General features: G+C 44.3%; 21 protein-coding genes. 11 read left to right on the forward strand and 10 right to left on the reverse strand.

Annotated elements, in window-relative coordinates; genetic code table 11:
- Window positions 1-356 precede the first annotated feature (356 nt).
- The 3 genes from ABJF92_RS00050 to ABJF92_RS00060 all read right to left on the reverse strand — a co-directional run bounded on the left by ABJF92_RS00050 (window position 357) and on the right by ABJF92_RS00060 (window position 4155).
- Window positions 357-1874, reverse strand: a complete 1518-nt coding sequence (locus ABJF92_RS00050; protein WP_446813809.1) for a fumarate hydratase — start codon at window positions 1872-1874, stop codon at window positions 357-359.
- Window positions 1875-2028: 154 nt separating this feature from the next.
- Window positions 2029-3654 (reverse strand): DUF2786 domain-containing protein, encoded by a 1626-nt coding sequence (locus ABJF92_RS00055; protein ID WP_446813810.1) that lies wholly within the window; start codon window positions 3652-3654, stop codon window positions 2029-2031.
- Between the two features lie 66 nt (window positions 3655-3720).
- A complete protein-coding gene (locus ABJF92_RS00060; protein WP_446813811.1) occupies window positions 3721-4155 on the reverse strand; it encodes an HIT domain-containing protein in 435 nt (144 codons plus the stop codon).
- An 84-nt stretch (window positions 4156-4239) separates the two neighbouring features.
- Here ABJF92_RS00060 and ABJF92_RS00065 point away from each other — a divergent pair, with 84 nt between their 5' ends.
- The 4 genes from ABJF92_RS00065 (at window position 4240) to wrbA (ending at window position 7884) form a co-directional block, all read left to right on the forward strand.
- Window positions 4240-5109 carry an SMP-30/gluconolactonase/LRE family protein gene (locus ABJF92_RS00065; protein WP_446813812.1) on the forward strand — a complete coding sequence of 290 codons (870 nt, stop codon included), beginning with the start codon at window positions 4240-4242 and terminating at the stop codon, window positions 5107-5109.
- Between the two features lie 33 nt (window positions 5110-5142).
- Entirely contained in the window at window positions 5143-6870 is a 1728-nt protein-coding gene (locus ABJF92_RS00070; protein ID WP_446813813.1) for a proline--tRNA ligase, read from the forward strand.
- A gap of 70 nt (window positions 6871-6940) precedes the next feature.
- Window positions 6941-7282, forward strand: coding sequence for an arsenate reductase (glutaredoxin) (arsC, locus tag ABJF92_RS00075; RefSeq protein WP_446813814.1), 342 nt, complete (start codon window positions 6941-6943; stop codon window positions 7280-7282).
- The gene (wrbA, locus tag ABJF92_RS00080) at window positions 7282-7884 is read left to right on the forward strand and encodes an NAD(P)H:quinone oxidoreductase (protein WP_446813815.1); all 603 of its coding nucleotides are present in this window, start codon (window positions 7282-7284) and stop codon (window positions 7882-7884) included. The genes arsC and wrbA overlap by 1 nt, the downstream gene beginning before the upstream one ends.
- A 71-nt stretch (window positions 7885-7955) precedes the next feature.
- On the opposite strand, the gene cysB is transcribed toward wrbA, so the two are convergent.
- Window positions 7956-8930 (reverse strand): HTH-type transcriptional regulator CysB, encoded by a 975-nt coding sequence (gene cysB / locus ABJF92_RS00085; protein WP_446813816.1) that lies wholly within the window; start codon window positions 8928-8930, stop codon window positions 7956-7958.
- 107 nt (window positions 8931-9037) lie between these two features.
- Between cysB and ABJF92_RS00090 the strand changes: the two genes are divergently transcribed.
- Entirely contained in the window at window positions 9038-9799 is a 762-nt protein-coding gene (locus ABJF92_RS00090) for a sulfite exporter TauE/SafE family protein (protein WP_446813817.1), read from the forward strand.
- A gap of 87 nt (window positions 9800-9886) precedes the next feature.
- The gene (locus tag ABJF92_RS00095) at window positions 9887-10966 is read left to right on the forward strand and encodes a 3-deoxy-7-phosphoheptulonate synthase (protein WP_446813818.1); all 1080 of its coding nucleotides are present in this window, start codon (window positions 9887-9889) and stop codon (window positions 10964-10966) included.
- Between the two features lie 65 nt (window positions 10967-11031).
- On the opposite strand, the gene nfuA is transcribed toward ABJF92_RS00095, so the two are convergent.
- On the reverse strand, window positions 11032-11613 hold the full coding sequence (nfuA, locus tag ABJF92_RS00100) for a Fe-S biogenesis protein NfuA (RefSeq protein WP_446813819.1): 582 nt from the start codon (window positions 11611-11613) through the stop codon (window positions 11032-11034).
- 249 nt (window positions 11614-11862) lie between these two features.
- On the opposite strand from nfuA, the gene ABJF92_RS00105 reads away from it, so the two are divergent.
- From ABJF92_RS00105 to fusA, 5 genes are all read left to right on the forward strand, one after another.
- On the forward strand, window positions 11863-13524 hold the full coding sequence (locus tag ABJF92_RS00105; RefSeq protein WP_446813820.1) for a nitrite/sulfite reductase: 1662 nt from the start codon (window positions 11863-11865) through the stop codon (window positions 13522-13524).
- On the forward strand, window positions 13508-13984 hold the full coding sequence (locus ABJF92_RS00110) for a DUF934 domain-containing protein (protein WP_446813821.1): 477 nt from the start codon (window positions 13508-13510) through the stop codon (window positions 13982-13984). The genes ABJF92_RS00105 and ABJF92_RS00110 overlap by 17 nt, the downstream gene beginning before the upstream one ends.
- A 125-nt stretch (window positions 13985-14109) precedes the next feature.
- Window positions 14110-14778, forward strand: a complete 669-nt coding sequence (locus ABJF92_RS00115; protein ID WP_446813822.1) for a TIGR04211 family SH3 domain-containing protein — start codon at window positions 14110-14112, stop codon at window positions 14776-14778.
- A gap of 14 nt (window positions 14779-14792) precedes the next feature.
- Entirely contained in the window at window positions 14793-15962 is a 1170-nt protein-coding gene (locus ABJF92_RS00120; protein WP_446813823.1) for a cation:proton antiporter domain-containing protein, read from the forward strand.
- 202 nt (window positions 15963-16164) lie between these two features.
- Window positions 16165-18249 carry an elongation factor G gene (fusA, locus tag ABJF92_RS00125; protein ID WP_446813824.1) on the forward strand — a complete coding sequence of 695 codons (2085 nt, stop codon included), beginning with the start codon at window positions 16165-16167 and terminating at the stop codon, window positions 18247-18249.
- 148 nt (window positions 18250-18397) lie between these two features.
- Here the strand turns inward: fusA and ABJF92_RS00130 are convergent, their stop codons facing one another.
- The 5 genes from ABJF92_RS00130 to minC form a co-directional block, all read right to left on the reverse strand.
- A complete protein-coding gene (locus ABJF92_RS00130) occupies window positions 18398-19450 on the reverse strand; it encodes an aldo/keto reductase (RefSeq protein ID WP_446813825.1) in 1053 nt (350 codons plus the stop codon).
- A 128-nt stretch (window positions 19451-19578) separates the two neighbouring features.
- Complete coding sequence (locus ABJF92_RS00135; protein ID WP_446813826.1) at window positions 19579-20757, reverse strand: cytochrome-c peroxidase; 1179 nt, start codon at window positions 20755-20757, stop codon at window positions 19579-19581.
- A 144-nt stretch (window positions 20758-20901) separates the two neighbouring features.
- Complete coding sequence (minE, locus tag ABJF92_RS00140; protein ID WP_445976279.1) at window positions 20902-21159, reverse strand: cell division topological specificity factor MinE; 258 nt, start codon at window positions 21157-21159, stop codon at window positions 20902-20904.
- Window positions 21160-21161: 2 nt separating this feature from the next.
- On the reverse strand, window positions 21162-21971 hold the full coding sequence (gene minD, locus ABJF92_RS00145; RefSeq protein WP_446813827.1) for a septum site-determining protein MinD: 810 nt from the start codon (window positions 21969-21971) through the stop codon (window positions 21162-21164).
- 60 nt (window positions 21972-22031) lie between these two features.
- Window positions 22032-22760, reverse strand: coding sequence for a septum site-determining protein MinC (minC, locus tag ABJF92_RS00150; protein WP_446813828.1), 729 nt, complete (start codon window positions 22758-22760; stop codon window positions 22032-22034).
- Window positions 22761-22994 lie beyond the last annotated feature (234 nt).

A 22994-nucleotide genomic window follows, 5' to 3' on the forward strand; every position in this document is an offset into this window, starting at 1 on the left:
AAGCGAATTGACGTGTTTGACGTCTCGTAAGACTTCAATTTTTTTGATCAACCACCAACCAAAGTTAGTAAGTCGATCTTCTGAAGTCTCCAGCGAGCGCCCACACAAATTATCTGATTATCTATTTTAAAGAGCGTTGCCACATCAAGTGCGTGGCTGAGGTCGTGTATAATACAGACATTTTATTGGTGCGCAACCACTAATTTCAAAAAGAGAAAATAAAATTGCTAACGCCACTCTCCCTACCCACTTTAACGAAGCACATTCGCTTTTAAAGCTTTACCTAGATCCGAAAAAGCCGACAATACAGATTCCGTATTGTCGGCTTTTTTAGATACTGAATTAAATTATTGGAATTATTTAATTTCTAACGTTTGCGCTTCAATTCTAGCCTTCCATTCAGCAGGCCCCGTTATATGAACTGAAGTACCCGCAGAATCCACTGCTACCGTTACCGGCATATCGACGACGTCAAACTCATAGATTGCCTCCATACCAAGCTCAGGGAACGCAACTACATCTGCTTTCTGAATGGCTTTAGAGACAAGGTATGCCGCTCCACCAACTGCCATCATATACACAGCACCGAATTTTTTGATTGCCTCAATAGCCACAGGACCACGCTCAGCTTTACCAATCATGCCTAACAAGCCAGTACTCTCAAGCATTTTATGAGTAAATTTATCCATGCGAGTAGAAGTTGTTGGTCCCGCAGGGCCAACCGCTTCATCTTTCACAGGGTCTACTGGACCTACGTAATAGATGAAGCGACCTTTAAGATCAACAGGCAGCTCTTCACCATTGGCCATCATTTCGACCATTTTCTTATGAGCTGCATCACGGCCCGTTAGCATTTTACCATTCAGAAGAATGGTTTCTCCCGGTTGCCATTCACGAACATCTTCTGGGGTTACTTCATCAAGATTAACACGACGAACACTCTCACCAACCTCCCAGGTAATTTCTGGCCAATCATCCAATGACGGCGGCACAAGATCCGCAGGTCCCGATCCATCCAATACAAAGTGAGCGTGACGTGTCGCAGCACAGTTTGGAATCATAGCAACAGGAAGAGACGCCGCGTGGGTTGGGTAATCCATGATTTTGACATCTAACACTGTCGTCAAACCACCTAAACCTTGGGCACCAATACCTAAATTATTAACCGCTTCGAAAATCGCTAAACGCAATTCTTCAACTCGGTTTTGTGGACCGCGTTCTTTAAGCTCATGAATATCGATAGGTTCCATTAAGGACTCCTTCGCCATCACCATAGCTTTCTCAGCAGTACCACCAATACCTATACCTAACATACCTGGTGGGCACCAGCCCGCCCCCATTGTAGGTACGGTTTTCTTAACCCATTCAACAATATCATCGGACGGATTAAGCATAGCAAGCTTAGATTTGTTTTCTGAACCACCACCTTTAGCCGCCACATGAACCTCAACCGTGTCACCAGGCACAACTTCCATGTGAATAACCGCAGGGGTATTGTCTTTCGTATTTTTACGAGCCCCAGCAGGGTCTGCAAGAATAGAAGCACGAAGTACGTTATCCGGATGAGTGTAGGCGCGACTGACACCTTCGTTAATCATCTCTTCAACGCTTTTTGAACTTTCCCACTGAACGTTCATGCCAATTTTAATAAATACGGTTACGATCCCCGTGTCTTGGCATATTGGCCGCTTGCCCTCGGCACACATTCTAGAGTTAATTAAGATTTGCGCCATAGAGTCCTTTGCCGCTGGACTCTCTTCTCTTTCATAAGCTTCGTGAACCGCATTCACAAAGTCTAGAGGATGATAATAGGAGATAAACTGTAAGGCGTCCGCCACACTATCGATCAGATCACTTTCTTTAATTATGCTCATGCCTCTCTCCTGCTGAGTACTAGAATTAAATCGAAAGCGAAATGTTAAAAGAAGCGACTGCGCAAAGAAAGCTTTTCAGGTAATTAAAAGCAAAGATACCGCCTATCATGCAAATGAATAGGCGGTATCTTTAGACAAAGCAATTCGAGAATGATCAGTTAGCTTGTTGGTTAAACTCCATTTCAGTAGGCTTAACGGAGAACTGAACGTATTCCTCAAGAATTTTCGCAGTGAACCTCTCACGCTCAGACAAAACAGAAATTTGTTCAGCCTGCCAGTTGATCAGACGAATAAAAACAGAGTATTTACGGATGTGCTGATAACCAATATCGCGAACGTCAATGTTATTCACCGACATCAGGTGGACAACCTGCTCAAGACTTTTTTGCGCTTCAAACTGCCCACCCTCATTTGCAACCGACAGCAAAGCATGTATTTTTTGTAGTGGGCTCTCATGTTTGCGCGTTTGGCGCTGTTTTAAGCTCGCCGATAGAAATTTCTCAAGCATATTTTCCGTATGCTCTTCTCGTTCATGCACATCAGCGATAGACGCAGACTCTTTTTCTAGTAGGCGAATAAACAAACTCTTATTCTTAATATCCGAAAACTCCAGATCTTTTAGGGAAAGACCATTTTCAGACATACTATTAATAACTGCTTGGAAGGAAACCTCAGCGCCGTCTTCACCACTCGCTGCCAAAGCAAGGTGATGACGCAACTCATGCATGATCTTAGCCGCCTGATAATCGGCCTTACGCTGCTCATATTGGTCTAGCGCCGTTTGCTGCTCCTTTAAGGACTGCTGAACACACTCAAAACCTTCTACAGCTTCTTGTTCATCTTTCAATTTATCCATACGGATACGGCTACATTCTTTTTCCCACACTTCATATGCAACAGCACGGGCCTGAAAAGCACGCTCAATCGCTTCTTCAAAACTTAGCTCTATACGAGCACGCTCAGATCGTTCAAGCACTTCTTCTTGCTCTTGCTTTGCTCTTTGCTGACGCTTGATCTGTAAGTTTTCTTTCGCCAAAGCCAGTTGAGCATTTAGGTTATCAATTTGCGCTTGGACTTTACCTTCATCAAAGGCCGCAAGCTTTTCTTCTATTTCTGACCAATAGGCGTCTTCTGAAAAAGGTACATCAGGATTACTGGCCGCATATTGATTCTTTAACGTTTGGGTAAAGTCAAAACCAGCTGGACGGAACGCTTGCGAAGCATCGATGACATTGTCAGCGCCAGCACTAATAGTAAGCTCCTCTTCCTGCGGCGCAGAACCATCAAGATCCGCTATTGACTGTTCTGCTCTTGCAGACACCTCTTCAATAGAGACTGACTCCGCATCGGTTTTTTCAGAGACACTTTCCGTTACAATCTCTTCCGAGATGTCAGCATCTAGGATTGCTTCATTAGTAGAGTGAGACTCAAGGTCGTCTAAAATTGTTTTTGCAGATGCGTAAGCATTAGCACTGTCCACAGAGTTTCTTGATGCAGTTTTTTCACTAAAGCGACGCTGATAAACAGAAGATTCAGCTTTCACTTTTGCCTCAGCCTTGGGAGTTTGCTTGAAAGCATTTTTCCCCCAGCTTACTTTATACAACATAGAACGATCGCATAATTGCAACATCGGCAATTCCCGTTGGGAAATAGCGTACTGACCAATCAATGACTCGGCATGGCGTAATGCAACACCGGATTCACTGGCGTTGGTAGAAGTGGCCAAGTTAAGTAGTTTAACAACTTTTTGAATGGCTTTTTTTCTTCTGCTTATACTCATATTCATGCTTTCCAAGTTAGCGTATTCCACTGCATAAGATACTTTGTAAGAGCTTGAGCGCTTGCCTTAGCTCTGCTTAGTACCAGGCAAAATCAGATCATCACCTAGTAATGAATGTACCTTTTGCAATATATTTGCCAATTCCGCCTCTGTATAATAAATAGCCGGCAAACGCCCCCAAATAGGCCCAGGCCAGCAGGCATCCGTGGTATAACGAACCACATGATGCAAGTGCAATTGCGGCACTTGATTACCGAGAGCGGCAACATTTAGCTTGTCAGCGGAAAAAGCATCATGAAGAGTTTCCGCTAACAGGCAACTCTCTGCCATTAGCTGCTGCCTGTCTTCTTCACACAACTGATAGATCTCGGTAATCTCATCTCGCTGAGGGACTAAAATAAACCAAACAAACTGACAATCATTAATCAATCTCAGCTGACTCAACGGGAAGTTCCCCACTAATATAGAGTCACGTTCTAACACGGCATTCAATTCAAACATATTTATATTCTCACTTTACAAAAATGGCATTCATAAGCACTATAGCACCCCTATAATCTAACTCTACAACGAACTGGAGCCAGCATGACTGATGTGCAATGTATCTTAGACGCACAAGCAAAACTCGCCGAATGTCCACGTTGGGATGAGCGCACGCAAACACTATACTTTGTTGATATTGACTCATTCAAACTTCACGCTTACAACACAGCAACAAAACAACTTGATAGCCGTGAATTTGATGAAGAAATCGGCTGCTTTTCACTCAGACAAAATGGCGGATACATTGCCGCTTTCCGCAGTGGCGTCTACACATTCATTGACTTTCACGGCGAGCTGACTCCTTATTGGTTAGCCGACTACGACCAAGCAAGCACACGCTTTAACGATGGCCGCTGTGATGCCAAAGGTCGCTTTATGGCTGGCACTATGTACGCGCCGAAAGATGCCTTTAAAGGCGCGCTTTACCAGTTCAGCAAAGGACAAACTGTAATTCTGGATCAAGCAGCCTGGACATCAAACGGCCTTGCCTTTTCCCCAGACAACAAAACCATGTATTATTCCGACACACCTAATCATGTGATTTATCAATTTGATTACGACCTAGAAACAGGTGCTGCCACCAACAAACGTGTCTTTGTAGAATTCCCTCGTGGTAATGGTCGCCCAGACGGCGGTGCAGTAGATACTGACGGCAATTATTGGAGTGCTTTATACCAAGGCCAACGTGTTGTTAAGATCAGCCCTGCAGGTGAGATATTGGAAGAACATAGCGTGCCCGCGACTTACCCCACCATGGTGGCATTCGGTGGCCCTGAGATGAAAACTTTATTCGTCAGTACCTGTCGTTCAGCTCAAACAACTGAAGAGTTGGAAGCCTTCCCGCAAGCGGGAGGTATTTTTGCTTTGGAAGTAAATGCACAAGGCCAGACCGAACCTAGATTCGCCGGCTAAACATCACTCATTATTAAAACAGACTTATTTATCATGCGCGCAAGCAACTATTTATACTCAACATTACGTAACTCCCCAACCGATGCTGTGGTCGCCAGCCACCAGCTAATGATACGAGCAGGAATGATTCGCCAAGTATCTAAAGGCCTCTACACGTGGCTGCCGACCGGCCTAAGGGTATTACGTAAAATTGAAAACATCGTCCGTGACGAAATGGAAAAAGCTGGCTCTTTAGAAGTTAGCATGCCAGTGGTTCAGCCAGCAGAATTGTGGTTAGAGTCTGGTCGTTGGCAAAAATACGGCGCAGAATTGCTGCGCATAAAAGATCGTCATGGTCGTGACTTTTGCCTTGGCCCAACTCACGAAGAAGTCATCACTGACATCGCACGTAACGAAATCACCAGCTACAAACAGCTGCCTCTGAATTTCTTTCAAATTCAAACAAAATTTCGTGACGAAGTTCGCCCACGCTTTGGCGTAATGCGCTCTCGTGAGTTCAGCATGAAAGACGCTTATTCATTTCATGTAAATCAAGACTCTTTGCAGCAAACTTATGATGTGATGCATCAAGCTTACTGTAATGTATTTGATCGCATTGGACTTGACTACCGCCCAGTGCTGGCAGACACAGGCAGTATAGGTGGCGCTCACTCTCATGAATTTCATGTGCTAGCGGACTCTGGTGAAGATGACATCGCCTTCAGCGATGCATCAGACTTTGCGGCCAACATTGAATTGGCCGAAGCGGTCTGCTTAAAAGCCGCCGCGGACCCAGCGACCCAAGAAGTAACCGAAGTCTTCACGCCAGACTGTAAAACCATTGCTAAAGTGGCTGAGTTTTTAAAACTTGACGTCACCAACACAGTTAAAACCATGCTAGTGAAAGGTCAATCAGAAGACGACCAAGGGACAATTGTTGCCTTAGTATTACGAGGCGATCATACAATCAATGAGATCAAAGTCGAAAAACTGGCCGGTATCGTTGAGCCTTTCGAATTTGCCAGCGAGCAAGACATCATCGACCAAATCGGTTGCCAACCAGGCTCTATTGGCCCACAAGGCTTAGCGGAAAAAGGCATCCGTATTGTGGTTGACAGAAGTGCTGCGGTCATGTCGGATTTCTGCGCCGGCGCCAACAAAGACGACTACCACCTTACCGGTTTAAACTGGGCGAGAGATTGCGCTGAATTTGAGGTTGCTGACATTCGCAACGTGGTTGAGGGTGATCCTTCTCCGGATGGTAAGGGCACAATTGTCATCAAACGCGGCATTGAAGTGGGTCACATTTTCCAACTAGGCCAACAGTATGCTGAAGCCCTAAAAGCCACTGTGCTTGACGAAAATGGCAAAGCGCAAGTGATGGAAATGGGCTGTTACGGCATAGGGGTATCCCGCGTGGTGGCCGCTGCAATTGAGCAAAACTTCGATGATAAAGGCATTATCTGGCCTGCCAGTATCGCCCCTTTTGATGTTGCCATAATCGCCATGAACTACGATAAGTCTGAAGCCGTTCGCAATGAGTGTGAGCGCCTTTACCAAGAACTCAGCGCACAAGGGCTAGATGTCATTCTTGACGATCGTAAAGAGCGCCCTGGTGTGAAATTTGCAGATTGTGAATTGATTGGTGTTCCTCACCGCTTAGTGGTGGGTGATAAAGGTCTCGATAAAGGCCAACTTGAATACAAATCTCGTACTGCAGGCGAAAACCAAGACGTACCAATGGCAGAAGCCGTTGACTTTATCTTAGCCAACCGCGGCTAGCTTTGACTGCTTAGGGGGTGAGCCACTCTCCCCCTAAGTACCATTCTAGACATACCAAAGAGAGCAAAAGATGACTGTTATTTATCACAACCCTCGCTGTTCCAAATCCCGTCAAACGCTACAACTACTTACCGACCAAAGCATTACTGCCGAAGTACGCTTGTATTTAAAAGAACCTCCAAGCAGCGAAGAAATTCACACCCTGCTAGATCAGCTAGCTATCCAGCCGATTGAGCTAATGCGCACCAAGGAAGCTTTGTACAAAGAACTCGGTTTAAATAAAGACAGCAGTGATGAAGAGCGAATTAACGCCATGGCAAACAACCCTAGCCTAATTGAGCGCCCTATCGTTATACATCAAGGCAAAGCTAAAATCGGACGTCCACCTGAAGCCGTTTTGGAACTTTTCTAATGCAAACTAGCCCGTACATTCTCATACTCTTTTATAGCAAACACGGCTCAATTGCCGAAATGGCCAAACACATTGCCCGTGGCGTTAATAAAGTCAGCGACATCGAAGCCAAAATTCGCCAAGTACCAGACGTTGCGGACACTACCGTAGTGGCCAGCCCAGCTATTCCCGAGGAAGGCGCCCCTTATTGCACACTAGAAGAGTTGGCAGAATGTTCGGGCTTAGCACTTGGCTCCCCTTCTTATTTTGGCAGCATGGCGGCACCGCTAAAGCACTTCATTGACCAAACGTCCACACTTTGGCTAACAGGTCGCCTAATAGACAAACCCGCCTGTGGCTTTACCAGTGCCAGTACCATGCACGGCGGCCAAGAACAATGCCTTCACAGCATGATGACGCCGATACTTCATCACGGCATGGTGTGGGCAGGCCTGCCCTATCGAAATAAAGAATTGATACAAACTACAACAGGTGGCACTCCCTATGGCGCCAGCCATTTAGCTAGCAGCCAAAGTGAAAGCAACTTGAGTGAAGACGAAAAGAGCCTTTGCGAAGCGCAAGGACAACGCATTGCTCAACTGGCCTTAAGCTTACAAAACTAATATCTAAATCGTACTTAGAAGCAAAAAACCACAGCCTAGGCTGTGGTTTTTAATGAAAGGAGCTTGCCGATTTAATGTCGTGGCAGCTCAATTCCTTCAAACAGCAGTTCGACATCTTGTCGATTACCCGCTTCCATTGCCGCCATCACTCTATCTTTGGTTAAGTGGGGGGCAAAAGATTCTAAGAACTTGTACATATAGCCACGAATAAAAGTATTACTGCGGATTCCTATCTTAGTACAACTGTCTTCAAATAAATGAGCAGCATCTAAAGCAATCAAATCACTGTCCTGCGTTTCATCATAAGCCATGGAAGCAACGATCCCGACCCCTAGCCCTAAACGCACATAGGTTTTAATAACGTCCGAGTCGGCAGCAGTAAAGACAACATTAGGCTCCAATTCAGCCTCTTGGAAAGCCAAGTCCAATTGTGATCGACCTGTAAAGCCAAACACATAAGTGACAATCGGGTATTCTGCTAACGCCTCCAATGTTAAAGGAGACATCTTGGCCAGAGGGTGGTCTTTCGGCACTACCACAGAACGATTCCATTTGTAGCATGGCAACATCACCAAATTGCCGAACATTTCCAGCGCTTCGGTAGCAATCGCAAAATCTACCAACCCATCGTTTGCCATTTCAGCAATCTGCATAGGTGTACCTTGATGCATATGCAAAGCCACATCCGGGTAGTCTGCAATGTATTCATTAATAACTTTCGGCAACGCATAGCGCGCCTGCGTATGGGTGGTTGCGATATCCAATGAGCCTTTACGCTCATCACTAAACTCTTTAGCGACTCGTTTAATGTTGTGGGTTTGATTTAATATCTCACCCGCCAACTCAATAATCTTTTCGCCCGCTGGCGTAATATGGGTGAGATGCTTGCCACTGCGTGCAAAAACCTCAACGCCCAGCTCGTCTTCCAGCAAACGTATCTGTTTACTGACCCCAGGTTGAGAGGTATACAAGCTTTGTGCGGTAGCCGATACGTTCAAATCGTGTCGCGCCACTTCCCATATATATCTAAGTTGCTGTAACTTCATCGGCTACCTTATTCGAAAAAGAGTTAAAAACAGAAGAAAATATTACTTTATAGAATAGAGAAAAACATCTAGTGTTGCCAGCTAAAATCATTTAAAGATGGGTTGCAATGGAATTTTTTTGGTATATTTTCGCAGGCGCGGCAGTGGGTTTAGCAGTCGGCATCACGGGGGTTGGTGGTGGCTCACTGATGACACCTCTCCTGCTATTGTTTGGCTTTCCACCTCACATAGCAATTGGTACAGACTTAATGTATGCCGGTATAGCGAAAAGTACTGGGGTTTTCATGCACGCCAAGCGCGGTAATGTTAACTGGAATGTTGTGGCCGCCATGGCCGCTGGCAGCATTCCTGCCTCACTTTTAACTGTCTGGGCGTTATCACGATTTGAAAAGCCTGATCACTACCAAGAAATCCTTACCGCAACACTGGGTCTCATGCTGCTCATTACAGCGGTCGTGATCCTATTTAGAAAACGCCTAACCCGCCATTTCAAAATTAATCTGTCCGAACAAAAGAGCAATCGTGTCATTTTCTTCTGCGGCATCGTTTTAGGTGCTTTGGTCACTATGACTTCGGTTGGTGCTGGCGCCCTGGGCACCGCTATCATGATGATTTTATTTCCTGTAATGCGCGCAAAAAATATTGTCGGGACCGATCTCGCCCACGCTGTACCTTTAACACTGGTGGCAGGGGTTGGACACTTACTGCTTGGCAACGTAGATTATTATCTTTTAGCGGGCTTATTAATTGGTTCAATACCAACTATTTACTTAGGCACTCGCATCGCAAGTTTTGTCCCAAATCATGTTTTACAACCAATTCTCGCCACAGCTTTAATGAGTTTTGGCATAAAATATCTTTTCTTCTAAGAAATCACCTAAAAGCGGTTCATAAGCATCGTAAAACACGATATTGTGTGCCGCATACACTACAAACGAAAAGCAGGACTCCCAGTAATGAGCAACACTAATTTAGAGGATTTAAACATTGCCTCCTTCTCAAGCTTGGTAACACCAACGGAACTTAAGTCAGAGTTACCGGTTACTGATGCGATTAGCCAACACGTGTCTGAATCCCGTGAGACCATCAAAAACATCATGGACGGTAAAGACCACCGTCTGGCCATTGTTATTGGTCCATGTTCAATTCATGACACTAAAGCAGCAATTGATTATGCTAAACGCCTAAAAGTACTTGCTGATAAGCTGGATGATTCTCTATTTATTATTATGCGTGCCTATTTCGAAAAACCACGCACCACGGTGGGTTGGAAAGGCCTAATTAATGACCCGAACCTTGACGGCACCTTTGACATCAATAAAGGCTTACGCATTGGTCGTAAACTCCTGATTGATCTTGCTGAGTTGGGCTTGCCATTAGCCACCGAAGCACTAGACCCTATCTCACCGCAATACATACAAGATCTGATCAGTTGGTCAGCTATTGGCGCTCGCACTACAGAGTCACAGACTCACCGTGAAATGGCTTCTGGTCTCTCAGGTCCTGTCGGTTTCAAAAATGGTACCGATGGCTCAATGGCAGTTGCGGTTAATGCTATGCAATCCGTTTCTCACCCACACTCTTTCCTTGGCATCAATGAAAGTGGCCAGGTAAGTGTTGTCAATACTAAAGGTAATGCCTACGGCCACCTAGTATTGCGCGGCGGTAACGGTTTACCAAACTACGATGCTGCGAATGTTGCCCTAAGTGAAGAAGCACTGACGGCCGCTAAGCTGACCCACAACATTATGATTGATTGTTCTCATGAGAACTCCAATAAAAAACCTGAGCGCCAAATCAGTGTGGCTGAAGATGCAACGCAACAGATTCTAGATGGTAATAACTCTATTATGGGCCTGATGATCGAAAGTAACATTGGCTGGGGCAACCAAAAAGTTCCTGCCAATACAGCGGATCTCGAATACGGCGTTTCTATTACCGACGCATGTATTGACTGGGAATCGACTGAAAAGACTTTAACTGATATGGCCACCGCCTTGCGCACGAGCCTACCTAATCGTCAACGAGGCGCCTAAGCGTTTATAAGACATAAAAAAGGCGACCTAAGGTCGCCTTTTTCGTATTTTAGCACTTGGCCTAATTACATGAATGCATTATCTGTAACACTGTGATCGGTTGAATCTTTAACGGCCTTTAGACCGGTCACTTTTTCGATAAGGGTTTTCTCAACACCTTCTTTAAGCGTCAAATCTACGGCACTACAACCTTGGCAACCACCGCCAAATTTAAGCACGGCCGTGTCGCCATCAACCACTTCGATCAAGCTTACTTCACCACCGTGCGCTGCTAAGCCTGGGTTTATGTCAGAATACAGCACATAGTTAATTTGATCTTCAATCGGACTATCTGCCGTAACTTTTGGCATTTTTGCATTAGGCGCTTTAATGGTCAGCTGACCGCCCATTTTTTCCGTCGCATAATCCACAAACGCTTCGTCTAAAAAGTTTACAGAGTTTTTCTCGATGTAAACTTTCAGTTTTGGCAAGTTTAAAATTTCATCTGTCTCGTTTACTTCATCAGGACGACAATAAGCCAAACAGGTTTCGGCATAAGGTGTGCCAGGCTGCTGAATAAAAATACGTACAGCAATTCCTTCTACGCCCTGCTTTTCAAGCAAAGAAGCAAGATACTCTTGGGCACCATCAGTAATCGTAATGTTCATAACCACCCTATTAAATTCTTCTAAAACAACGAATGAGGCTATCTTACCGCAGTTGTTAGACAAAGCCAAAGACCAAGTAAAAAACTAAGGTATTTTTACTTATTTCATCCTTATCTCGCATTGGAATACAATGGTCAATATGGCTTATTAGTAAAACACCTAAAGATATAGATAAATATTCATTTTTAGAATATAGGATTTTTGCTAAGATATACCTACTTATATAATCTAAACACGGTTTATTCCTCTATGTATCAATACGACGCAATTGACCAACAGCTTGTTGAAGAGCGTGTAGCACAGTTTCGAGATCAAACTCGTCGCTACCTAAACGAAGAACTTAGCGAAGAGCAGTTTCTTCCTTTACGCTTACAAAATGGACTCTATGTACAACGTTATGCGCCAATGCTTCGCATCGCTATCCCTTACGGCATGCTTTCTAGCGATCAATTGCGAGTATTAGCTGACATCAGTAATCGCTACGACAAAGGCTATGGTCACTTTAGTACACGCCAAAACCTACAATTGAACTGGCCTAAGCTTGAAGACGTGCCAGACATTTTGGCAGAGCTTGCAAAAGTACAAATGCACGCCGTACAAACAAGCGGTAATTGTATCCGTAACACGACGACGGACCAATACGCTGGTGTTATCTCTGATGAAGTGGTTGACCCACGCCCATACTGTGAATTGATTCGTCAGTGGTCTACTTTCCACCCAGAATTCGCCTTCTTACCGCGTAAATTTAAAATTGCGGTAAATGCAACTGAGTCTGCTGACCGTGCAGCGACACAGGTACACGACATCGGCCTACACATTAAGAAAAATGATGCTGGCGAAGTTGGCTTCAAAGTTATTGTTGGTGGTGGTCTAGGCCGCACACCTATGGTTGGCGTTACTATTACGGAATTCTTGCCACGTGAAGACATCTTAACTTACCTAGATGCCATCATTCGTGTTTACAACCAACATGGCCGTCGTGACAACAAATATAAAGCTCGAATCAAGATTCTAGTAAAAGCATTAGGCATCGAAGAGTTCCGTTCGCGCGTAGAAGCCGAATGGGCACATTTGCGTGGTAAAGAAAGCACTGTACCAATGAACGAGTTCAATCGCTTACAAGGTTTCTTCACCGAGCCTTCTTACCTTGAGTTAGCCGATAAGCCAAATAGCCTTGCTAGCAAACTGGCTGATAGTGCAGGTTTTGCACGCTGGTATGAGCGCAACACCTTTGAGCACAAAAAAGCAGGTTACCGCATTGTCACTTTGACACTGAAAAAGCCTGGTCAAGCACCGGGTGATGCCACTGCCGAGCAAATGCATAAAGCCGCAGATCTAGCCGATAAGTTTAGCTTTAGTGAGCTACGCGTTAGCCACGAGCAAAACCTAGTATTGGCCGATGTTCGCCAAGATCAATTGGTGGAACTTTGGGAAGCTGCTAAAATTGCTGGCTTTGCTACTCCGACGTTAGGCCTGCTTACAGACATGATCTGTTGCCCAGGTGGTGACTTCTGCGCCCTAGCGAATGCTAAATCCATTCCCATTGCGGCACAAATTCAAGATACGTTTGACAATCTAGATTACCTTTATGACATTGGTGAAATAGACCTTAATATCTCTGGCTGTATGAATGCTTGTGGCCACCACCATGTGGGCAACTTAGGTATTCTTGGGGTAGATAAAAAAGGCCAAGAGTTCTACCAAATCTCTATCGGTGGTGCTTCAGGTCATGATGCAAGCATTGGTAAAATTCTTGGGCCATCTTTCGCACAAGAAGAAATCAGCAGCGTCATCCAGAAGCTAATGAATGTATACGTTGAAACCCGCCACGAAGACGAGCGCTTTATCGACACTTATCGCCGTGTAGGCATCACTCCATTCAAAGAGGCCGCTTATGCCAAAACTAATTAATAATGGCGCCATTGTTGAAAACACTTTCCAGTGGCTTCAAGATGCTGAACTAACAGCCGATGCAAACAGCATTGTTCCTGCACAACATTGGCTGGCAAATCAAGATACTATTGGTCCTGTAGCAGGCATCTGGCTAGAAGCAGGTGACGGCACAGAAATTTTGGCAGACACTGACCTCAGCCAATTTTCAGTGATAGGCATTAATTTCCCAGCATTTATGGATGGCCGTGGCTTTAGTTACGCCCGCCTACTACGTGAAAGATTCAACTATAAAGGTGAAGTGCGCGCCCTAGGCAACTTCATTCCAGACCAGTTAGGCTACCTATTACGTGTTGGCTTTAGCAGCTTCCAATTCAATGAAGATGTAAACCTTGAGAAAGCACTGGAATTACACAAGCCATTTTCCATTGCTTACCAAGGGGATGTTGCAGAGCCCAAACCTATCTTTCTACGCCGTTAGAAACGACTGTTTTTTGTAAAATCCTTATAAAAGGCCCGCTTTCGGGCCTTTTTCTATTGCGTATTACTTCCCCCATGATTATCGTATCTAATAGCTAAAGTGATTGATTAATAAAGGAAGTTAATGTGCCTATTAAACATGTAACCAGCTTGATAGCTGGCGTAATACTCTCTGCAACAGCACACTCCGCTACAGTTTATGTTTCAGACATACAATTTGTCGCTATTCGTGAAGGACAAAGCAACAGCACTCGCGCGGTTGAACGAGGTTTAAAAAGCGGCACACCACTTGAAGTTTTAGAACGCAGCGACAGCCACACTAAAGTACGGACCCCTGACGGCAACGAAGGCTGGGTAGCGGATTATTTCTTAAGTGAAACGGCGGTAACGCGAGATCAAGTCGTTAGCTTACAAGCTCAACTTGCTAATGCCACAGAAAGCAAGATCAACGCCCAAAATGAGCTCAATGACAGCCAAAGCAAGGTACAAGAGCTTATGCAAACCATTAGCACCTTGGAAGATGATAATACTTCTTTGAAAGAGCGCTTAGTTGAAAGCAAAGCCATTACCGAGAAAGCACAAACTATCGTTTCTCAAAACGACAACATTGCCTATCAACTTGAAAGCCTCAAAACGCAAACCCAAGTAGCCCAAGACACCATGCTAGCCCTGCAAAAGTCCACAGATCAAAAGTGGTTTATGTTAGGCGCTGCAACGCTATTTGGCGGTTTTTTAATTGGTATCTTATTACCGCTAACTCGTCGCAAAAAAGTTAACAATAGCTCTTGGGGCTAGGTTAAGGGGAAACAATGGAAGCATCAATCGTACACTCCTTCTTTTTGATTTTTGCAGGAGCAGCGGTTGTTGCCTCCTTGGCACTTTACACCAAACAACCCATGATAATCGCCTACATAGCGCTAGGAGCACTATTAGGCCCTTCCGCTTTATCGTGGATTAACGAACCCAAACTCATGGATGAAATGAGCCACATAGGCATCATCTTCCTACTCTTTCTATTAGGCTTGGACATGCAACCGAGCCACCTCATTAATATGCTTAAAAAAGCCTCATGGATTGCTCTGCTCAGCTCAGCAGCATTTGCCTTGCTAGGCTATGTGGTCGCCAGCCTTTGTGGGTACTCTGCTACTGAGAGCCTTATCGTCGGCATTGCGATGATGTTCTCCAGCACCATAGTCTGCATCAAACTTTTACCCACCACGGTTCTACACCATAAACATACCGGTGAACTTGTGGTTGGCTTACTCCTGTTACAAGATATTATTGCCATTGCTGTACTGCTGGTTTTGTACAGCATGTCTAGCGCGCAAACGAATGGCATCATGCAGTATTTAATGCCATTGATAAGCTTACCCTTGTTGATAGGCGGTGCATTTCTATTCGTCAAATATATTCTGCTAAAGCTTATTACCCGCTTCGACCGCTTTCATGAATACATCTTCTTAGTTTCAATTGGCTGGTGCCTATCTATGGCCGTATTGGCTGAAGTGGCGGGGTTGTCTGCCGAAATGGGGGCTTTTATTGCCGGTGTCGCACTCGCAACAAGCCCCATATCTCAATACATTGCAACCCACCTGAAACCCCTTAGAGATTTTTTCTTAATTCTGTTCTTCTTCTCTATTGGTGCCAGCTTTAATCTTGATCTACTAGGCCTCGTGATTGTGCCAGCACTTATTCTGGCGATCAGCTCCATGCTAGTAAAACCCGTGGTTTTTCGCTTTTTGCTCAAAGGGATTAAAGAAGACGCCAGCACCTCTTGGGAAGTCGGCTTTCGTCTTGGACAAGTGAGTGAGTTCTCATTATTGATTGCTTACCTTGCGGCCAATATCGGACTAATTGGCGAAGAGGCCTCTCATGTCATTCAGGCGACGGCGATCCTCACCTTTGCCCTATCTACTTATATTGTTATCCTCAACTATCCGAACCCAATTGCGATTTCAGATAAATTACGTAGAGACTGATAAAGCATTTCTCAGACAGGCTGTTTTTGTACATTTTTTGCGTCATAAACAGCCTATTTAGGCTTTTCTAAAATGCTTTTGCAGCACCCCTTTCTTTATTCACATAAAATATAATAGAATAGCGCCAAAATACCTGACTAGAGATTAAAAAGTCTTGTATAATAACGCGCAAATTTCGTCCTCACTTATTTAGAGTAATGTAATGGCTGACTTATCAAAATACAGAAACATCGGTATTTTTGCTCACGTTGACGCGGGCAAAACTACTACTACAGAACGTATTCTTAAACTTACCGGTATTATCCATAAAATCGGTGAAGTACATGAAGGTGAGTCTACGACTGACTTCATGGAACAAGAAGCAGAGCGTGGTATTACCATCCAGTCTGCTGCTGTAAGTTGTTTCTGGAAAGATCACCGCTTTAACGTTATCGACACACCTGGACACGTTGACTTCACAGTAGAAGTTTACCGTTCTTTGAAAGTTCTTGACGGTGGTGTTGGTGTATTCTGTGGTTCTGGTGGTGTTGAACCACAATCTGAAACTAACTGGCGCTACGCTAACGAATCTGAAGTTGCTCGTATCATCTTCGTAAACAAACTAGACCGTCTAGGTGCTAGCTTCTACCGTGTTACTAAGCAAGTAGAAGACGTTCTAGGTGCAACACCTCTAATCATGGTACTTCCTATCGGTACTGAAGATGAGTTCGTTGGTGTTGTTGATCTACTAAGCCGTAAAGCTTACGTGTGGGATGATTCTGGTCAGCCAGAAAATTACACTGTTGAAGATGTTCCAGCTGACATGGTTGATCAGGTAGAAGAATACCGTGAGAAACTAATTGAAACTGCTGTTGAACAAGATGACGATCTAATGATGGCTTACATGGAAGGTGAAGAGCCTTCTTTAGAAGACGTTAAAGCATGTATCCGTAAAGGTACTCGTGATCTAGCATTCTTCCCAACTTACTGTGGTTCTGCCTTCAAAAACAAAGGCATGCAGCTTCTTCTTGACGCTGTTGTTGATTACCTACCGAGCCCTACTGATGTTATCCCACAGGATCTTACTGATGAAGAAGGTAATCCAAATGGTGAGAAAGCAATCGTATCTGCTGACGAACCATTCCGCGCACTTGCGTTTAAAATCATGGATGACCGTTTCGGCGCCTTGACTTTCGTACGTGTGTACTCTGGTAAGATCAACAAAGGTGACACCATCCTAAACAGCTTCACAGGTAAAACTGAGCGTGTTGGCCGTATGGTGGAAATGCAAGCTGACGACCGTAAAGAAATCAGTTCTGCACAAGCAGGTGATATCCTAGCAATCGTTGGTATGAAGAATGTACAAACAGGTCACACTCTATGTGATCCTAAAAACCCTTGTACATTAGAAGCAATGGTTTTCCCTGAGCCTGTAATCTCTATCTCTGTTACACCTAAAGATAAAGGCGGTAACGAGAAAATGGGTATCGCGATCGGTAAAATGGTTGCAGAAGATCCAACTTTCCGCGTAGAAACGGACCAAGATTCTGGCGAGACTATCCTTCGTGGTATGGGTGAACTTCACCTAGATATCAAAGTGGATATCTTGAAGCGTACTTACGGTGTAGATCTAGTTGTTGGTCAACCTCAGGTTGCTTACCGCGAAACGATCACTAAAGAAGTTGAAGATACTTACACGCACAAGAAACAATCTGGTGGTTCTGGTCAATTCGGTAAGATCGATTATCGCATCAAACCAGGTGAGCTTGGTTCTGGCTTCACTTTCTCTTCTTCTGTTGTGGGCGGTAACGTACCAAAAGAATTCTTCCCAGCAGTAGAGAAAGGCTTTAAGTCTATGATGGACGAAGGTGTTCTAGCTGGCTTCCCAGTACTAGACGTTGAAGTTGAGCTGTACGACGGTGGTTTCCACGCAGTTGACTCCTCTGCAATTGCCTTCGAAATCGCTGCTAAAGGCGCTTTCCGTCAGTCTATCCCGAAAGCGGGTCCTCAGTTGATCGAGCCTATCATGAAGGTTGACGTGTTCACTCCAGACGATCACGTTGGTGATGTAATCGGTGACCTTAACCGTCGTCGCGGTATGATCAAAGACCAAGAGAAAGGCGTAACTGGCGTTCGCATTAAAGCTGACGTACCTCTTTCTGAAATGTTTGGTTACATCAGTTCTCTACGTACGATGACATCTGGTCGTGGTCAGTTCTCTATGGAGTTCTCTCACTACCTACCATGTCCTTCAAACGTAGCAGAAACTGTTATTGCAGCTCAAAAAGAGAAAAACGAAAAAGCTTAATCGTTAAGAACTTTCGAATACTCTTAAAAACCCGATGCCGTTGGCATCGGGTTTTTTTATGCTTTTCAGTTTTTATTGCAGAATAAAGCGGCGTCCAAAGCAAAAAAAAGAGCGCTATTTGCGCTCTTTATAGGAAGCTTATCACTCATTAAAAAGGTGCTGGATAGTCTTTGAAGACGGCCATAACATCCTCTAGCACAGCATCAGACAGAGCCAGATCAAACGCCCCCATATCCTCTTTTAGCTGCTCAAGGTTGGTTGCACCAATAATAGTTGAAGTAACCCCATCCACTTGATCACACCAAGCCAAAGCAAGCTGAGCAGGTGTTAAACCATGCTTCTTAGCTACTTCCACATACCCACGGACAGCTTCCTCGGCATTCTTTGTATCGCGGAACAGGCCATGACGCTGAGCAAAACCCCAACGACTTCCATCGGGACGCTGACCATCAAGATATTTACCGGTCAATGAACCTGTTGCCAAGGGCGACCAAGGTAAATAAGCGATATCTTCATGCAAGCAATTCTCAATCAGATATGGCCAGTCTTTCGCGTGCAATAAGCTGAACTCATTTTGAATGGAAGCGACTCTCGGCAAGTTATGCTCCTCACTCAACTTAAGATATTCATTAATTCCCCAAGTAGTATCGTCCGATAAACCAAAATGACGAATTTTCCCCGCTTTAATACAGGCATCGATCCCTTGCAGAATATCCAGCATTTGCGCTGAATGCTCAGCCGCATTAATTTCACTAAAACGAACTCTACCCGGTAGATGCTTAGCAAAATGCGGTGTGGTACGGTTTGGCCAATGCAATTGGTATAAATCAATATAATCCGTTTGCAAACGCTTCAAGGAAGCATCAACAGAGTCAATTACAGCTTGTCCTGTTATCGGTCCGCCATCGCGAATATACGACAAACCGGAGCCAGCTATCTTGGTTGCTAAAACAAACTCTGATCGACGCTCAGGATGACGAGACAGCCAATCGCCAATAATGGTTTCTGTCTTACCGTAAGATTCAGCAGTAGGTGGCACAGAGTACATTTCAGCTGTATCCATAAAGTTCACGCCATTCGCTAAGGCGTACTCTATTTGCTCATCAGCGTCAGCTTGAGTATTTTGCGTGCCCCAAGTCATCGTTCCTAAACAAACTCTCGATACATTTAAGCCGGTACGACCTAATGGTACATATTTCATCAAATATTCCTTTAACAAGTTAGTCTCGCGACTCGACTGAGCACGCACAAAAACATTTAAACAATCTAATAAAAAAGGCCTCTAGAGGCCAGTTTTATCAGTGAAAACAATAAGGAAGCACCTAATTTCTAATCAGAAATTAGGCCTTCATAACGCTGGTCAGTTAAGGTCTTAAGAAAAGCTACTAATGCATCTACACGCTGATCCGTTAAGGCTGGTCCTATTTCTAAATTTTCGAAATCAATATTTTCTGCCACTTCAGGGCCCGCCCAAAGCGCACCCGTTTCGGGGTTGATCTTGCGGCTTGGATTATTGTATTTATCGTAAAATAAAATAACCGTACGAAGATCTTGAAACACACCATTGTGCATATAAGGTCCTGTCACCGCGACATTACGCAAAGATGGCACCTTAAATTTACCCATCTGCGATGACGACTCTACTTCTGGATTATCCAATAACCCCCTATCAATAAAGTCTTTGTTTTTAGCCAACAAAGCAGGGTTGCTCGGCACACCAATATTTCGATATTGGTAATTCGTAAAGGTTTCTTGATCGTAAAAAGGCGACGGATTGAGTTGGTGACAAGCGTTACAATTGGTAAATTGTTGAGAAAAAAACAGTGTCTTTCCCAATTCTTCTTCAGGTGTGAAGGTTACTTCACCTCGTAAGGCTCGATCATAACGAGAATCAAAAGGCATAAACAATTCAGTTTTTTCAAAGCTAGCAATGGCATCGGCAACTACTTCATAGCTTTGCTCCGGATCATCAAGTACGTCCTCACCATATAAGGCGTTAAACTGAGTCACATACGCTGGGTTTTGTTTCACTTTAGCAACCACTTGACTACCATTTTCTAACGCCATTTCCACCGGGTTAATAAATGGCCCTTGCGCCTGATCCGCCAAGCTTGAAGAGCGTCCATCTAGAAATTGCCCCCCACGATATTCACCATCAGCCATTTGATGAAATGCTGGAGAAAAAGCCGCATAAGCGGCAGTCGGGGTGTTACGTGTGCCAATGGAATGACCATCACTGCCTAATGACACTGCACTCGCTAAAACATCACCTCGCTTATCGACAAATGCATTAGAAATATCATGACAAGTCGCACAAGATTGATTACCTTCTTTCGACAAGCTCTCATCAAAGAATAGCTGAGAACCTAATATCGCTTTCGGATCACTCGCGCTAAGCGGCAATTCCGCTTTGGTGCGTGGTTTCGTCGTTTGTTCAACCGTTTGATCAGGTTGAGAGCAAGCCACTAATGAAGCCAAACCCACCACCCCTAATAGCACCCGTATCATTCACTTTACTCTATCTAAAAGTTGAGACCGCATCATACCTTTTGAAACTCAAGGTAAAACATGACTAGCAAATCCTTGCTTTCTTCAATACATCACATCAGCCTTTGACGCTCAGCAACCAAATCAATGACAAAACCTTTAAGGCTAGGCACGATCCGGTAAGGTTACATTCAACTCCAGCACTGAGCAGTCTTCAATATTTTCTAGCTGAATCTGCACATCTTCACTGTCAACATTTACATATTTACGTATCACATCAATAATTTCTTGCTGCATCTGTGGCATATAGTCAGGCTGCTGACGTCGTCCACGTTCGTGAGCAACGATAATTTGCAAACGATCCTTGGCAACAGAGGCTGAACTCGGTTCACTTCTATTTTTAAAATAATCAAAAATTCCCACAATTAACCCCCAAGCAATCGTTTAAAAAATCCCTTTTTCTGAACGTCTAAAAAGCGCAATGGCTTTTCTTCGCCCATTAAGCGATCAACAGCGTCCACATAAGCTTGACCCGCTTCCGACTCTACATCCAAGATAACAGGAGAACCTTGGTTAGAGGCTTTTAGCACAGCTTCCGACTCAGGAATAACACCTATTAATGGTACAGCTAGAATATCTTCTACATCCGAGACACTTAGCATTTCCCCTAGGGCTACGCGCTCAGGATGGTAACGGGTTAGCAGTAAATGCTCCTCAATTGGCTCACGACCTTCTTCCGCACGCTTAGACTTGCTCTGTAAAATACCCAAAATGCGATCTGAGTCCCTAACAGAAGATACTTCAGGATTAGTGACAACAATGGCAGCATCAGCAAAATACAAAGCCATTTGAGCGCCCTTCTCAATGCCCGCCGGTGAATCACAAATGATGTAATCAAACTCTTTTGCAAGGTCTTCTAAAACCGTCTGCACGCCTTCAATCGTTAAAGCATCTTTATCTCGGGTTTGAGAGGCAGGTAATATGAACAAATCTTTGGTGCGTTTGTCCTTAATCAAGGCTTGTGTCAGTGTGGCTTCTTTATTGATGACGTTTACAAAGTCATACACCACACGACGTTCACACCCCATGATTAAATCTAGATTACGTAAACCCACATCAAAATCTATGATGACAGTTTTAAAACCTTTTAACGCAATTCCCGTCCCTATAGCGGCACTCGATGTTGTTTTCCCAACACCACCCTTGCCCGAAGTGACCACAATAATTTTTGCCAATTCTATATCCTCCGATACTACTTCTATGAGCGTACCTTAAATGTCCAACTATAAAGCTGTTTAAAGCGACTGAACTTCCAAACTATCTTCAACTAATAACACCTGTGCGCTTTCTTTCCAAATAATATTTTGCAAGCCGTCACTCAGCATAAAATTACCAGCGATAGAAACCAATTCTGCTTCCATACTTTTACAAAATATACGCGCATTTGTATCCCCTTTAACCCCTGCCAACGCTCGACCACGCAACGCCCCATAAACATGAATGTTGCCATCTGCCAACACCTCAGCTCCGGCACTGACTTGTGTAAGGATGATAAGGTCACCTTCTGCATATACCTGCTGACCTGAGCGTATTGGTTTAGCAATGACTTTTGTTGTCTGTGGAACAAGGCGCTCCTCAACAACTGTCTTCACCACAACATCAGCATTATGTTCTTGCGCCACAATAGGTGCAGGAGGGTTAATCGGCCGAGTTTTACTTGCAGGCAATAACGGAATGGATAACTGATTTCGCCATTCTGGAACCCGCTGAGCATCACAACGCCAGCCGATCACACCAAGCCCGAGTTCCCCTACAGCGATAACCAAACCATTAAGTTCTTCATAGGTAACTTCTTGTGTCATCTTAGTAATATCAATGATCACAGGTGCTTGGTTAAAAAAATGCGGAACCTGCTCAATTTTATTCTTAAGCTGAGCAATAATACTGTTTAAAGAGAACGCTTGAATCTCTAACAATACGGTTGTAACAACGCTTCCTTTAAGCCGGAAGCCTGAGTCTGTCATGCAAACTGTCCTTCAGTTAAAACAAAAAAGGTTTAACGAGTATTAAACCACATAGATCCATTGAATAAGCCATTTTAGCAAGCCTAAATAGAGCCTGCACAGTATCAAGCAAAATGCCCCTTGCTAGTGCTTCAGGTCAATATTGTGCTCAAATCTGAACTTCTACTTAAATCACTGATTTTAAAACAATAATAACACTTATTTACACACTTGTTCCTGCTTTTCTGGGGACAA

The organism is Marinomonas sp. (assembly GCF_039940335.1).
In the GTDB taxonomy this organism is placed as follows: Bacteria; Pseudomonadota; Gammaproteobacteria; order Pseudomonadales; family Marinomonadaceae; genus Marinomonas.

Excerpts from the sequence above, each read along its gene's own strand:
- ABJF92_RS00050 (WP_446813809.1), bottom strand. The coding sequence starts at position 1,874 with ATGAGCATAATTAAAGAAAGTGATCTGATCGATAGTGTGGCGGACGCC.
- ABJF92_RS00055 (WP_446813810.1), bottom strand. The coding sequence starts at position 3,654 with ATGAGTATAAGCAGAAGAAAAAAAGCCATTCAAAAAGTTGTTAAACTA.
- ABJF92_RS00060 (WP_446813811.1), bottom strand. The coding sequence starts at position 4,155 with ATGTTTGAATTGAATGCCGTGTTAGAACGTGACTCTATATTAGTGGGG.
- ABJF92_RS00065 (WP_446813812.1), top strand. The coding sequence starts at position 4,240 with ATGACTGATGTGCAATGTATCTTAGACGCACAAGCAAAACTCGCCGAA.
- ABJF92_RS00070 (WP_446813813.1), top strand. The coding sequence starts at position 5,143 with ATGCGCGCAAGCAACTATTTATACTCAACATTACGTAACTCCCCAACC.
- arsC (WP_446813814.1), top strand. The coding sequence starts at position 6,941 with ATGACTGTTATTTATCACAACCCTCGCTGTTCCAAATCCCGTCAAACG.
- wrbA (WP_446813815.1), top strand. The coding sequence starts at position 7,282 with ATGCAAACTAGCCCGTACATTCTCATACTCTTTTATAGCAAACACGGC.
- cysB (WP_446813816.1), bottom strand. The coding sequence starts at position 8,930 with ATGAAGTTACAGCAACTTAGATATATATGGGAAGTGGCGCGACACGAT.
- ABJF92_RS00090 (WP_446813817.1), top strand. The coding sequence starts at position 9,038 with ATGGAATTTTTTTGGTATATTTTCGCAGGCGCGGCAGTGGGTTTAGCA.
- ABJF92_RS00095 (WP_446813818.1), top strand. The coding sequence starts at position 9,887 with ATGAGCAACACTAATTTAGAGGATTTAAACATTGCCTCCTTCTCAAGC.
- nfuA (WP_446813819.1), bottom strand. The coding sequence starts at position 11,613 with ATGAACATTACGATTACTGATGGTGCCCAAGAGTATCTTGCTTCTTTG.
- ABJF92_RS00105 (WP_446813820.1), top strand. The coding sequence starts at position 11,863 with ATGTATCAATACGACGCAATTGACCAACAGCTTGTTGAAGAGCGTGTA.
- ABJF92_RS00110 (WP_446813821.1), top strand. The coding sequence starts at position 13,508 with ATGCCAAAACTAATTAATAATGGCGCCATTGTTGAAAACACTTTCCAG.
- ABJF92_RS00120 (WP_446813823.1), top strand. The coding sequence starts at position 14,793 with ATGGAAGCATCAATCGTACACTCCTTCTTTTTGATTTTTGCAGGAGCA.
- fusA (WP_446813824.1), top strand. The coding sequence starts at position 16,165 with ATGGCTGACTTATCAAAATACAGAAACATCGGTATTTTTGCTCACGTT.
- ABJF92_RS00130 (WP_446813825.1), bottom strand. The coding sequence starts at position 19,450 with ATGAAATATGTACCATTAGGTCGTACCGGCTTAAATGTATCGAGAGTT.
- ABJF92_RS00135 (WP_446813826.1), bottom strand. The coding sequence starts at position 20,757 with ATGATACGGGTGCTATTAGGGGTGGTGGGTTTGGCTTCATTAGTGGCT.
- minC (WP_446813828.1), bottom strand. The coding sequence starts at position 22,760 with ATGACAGACTCAGGCTTCCGGCTTAAAGGAAGCGTTGTTACAACCGTA.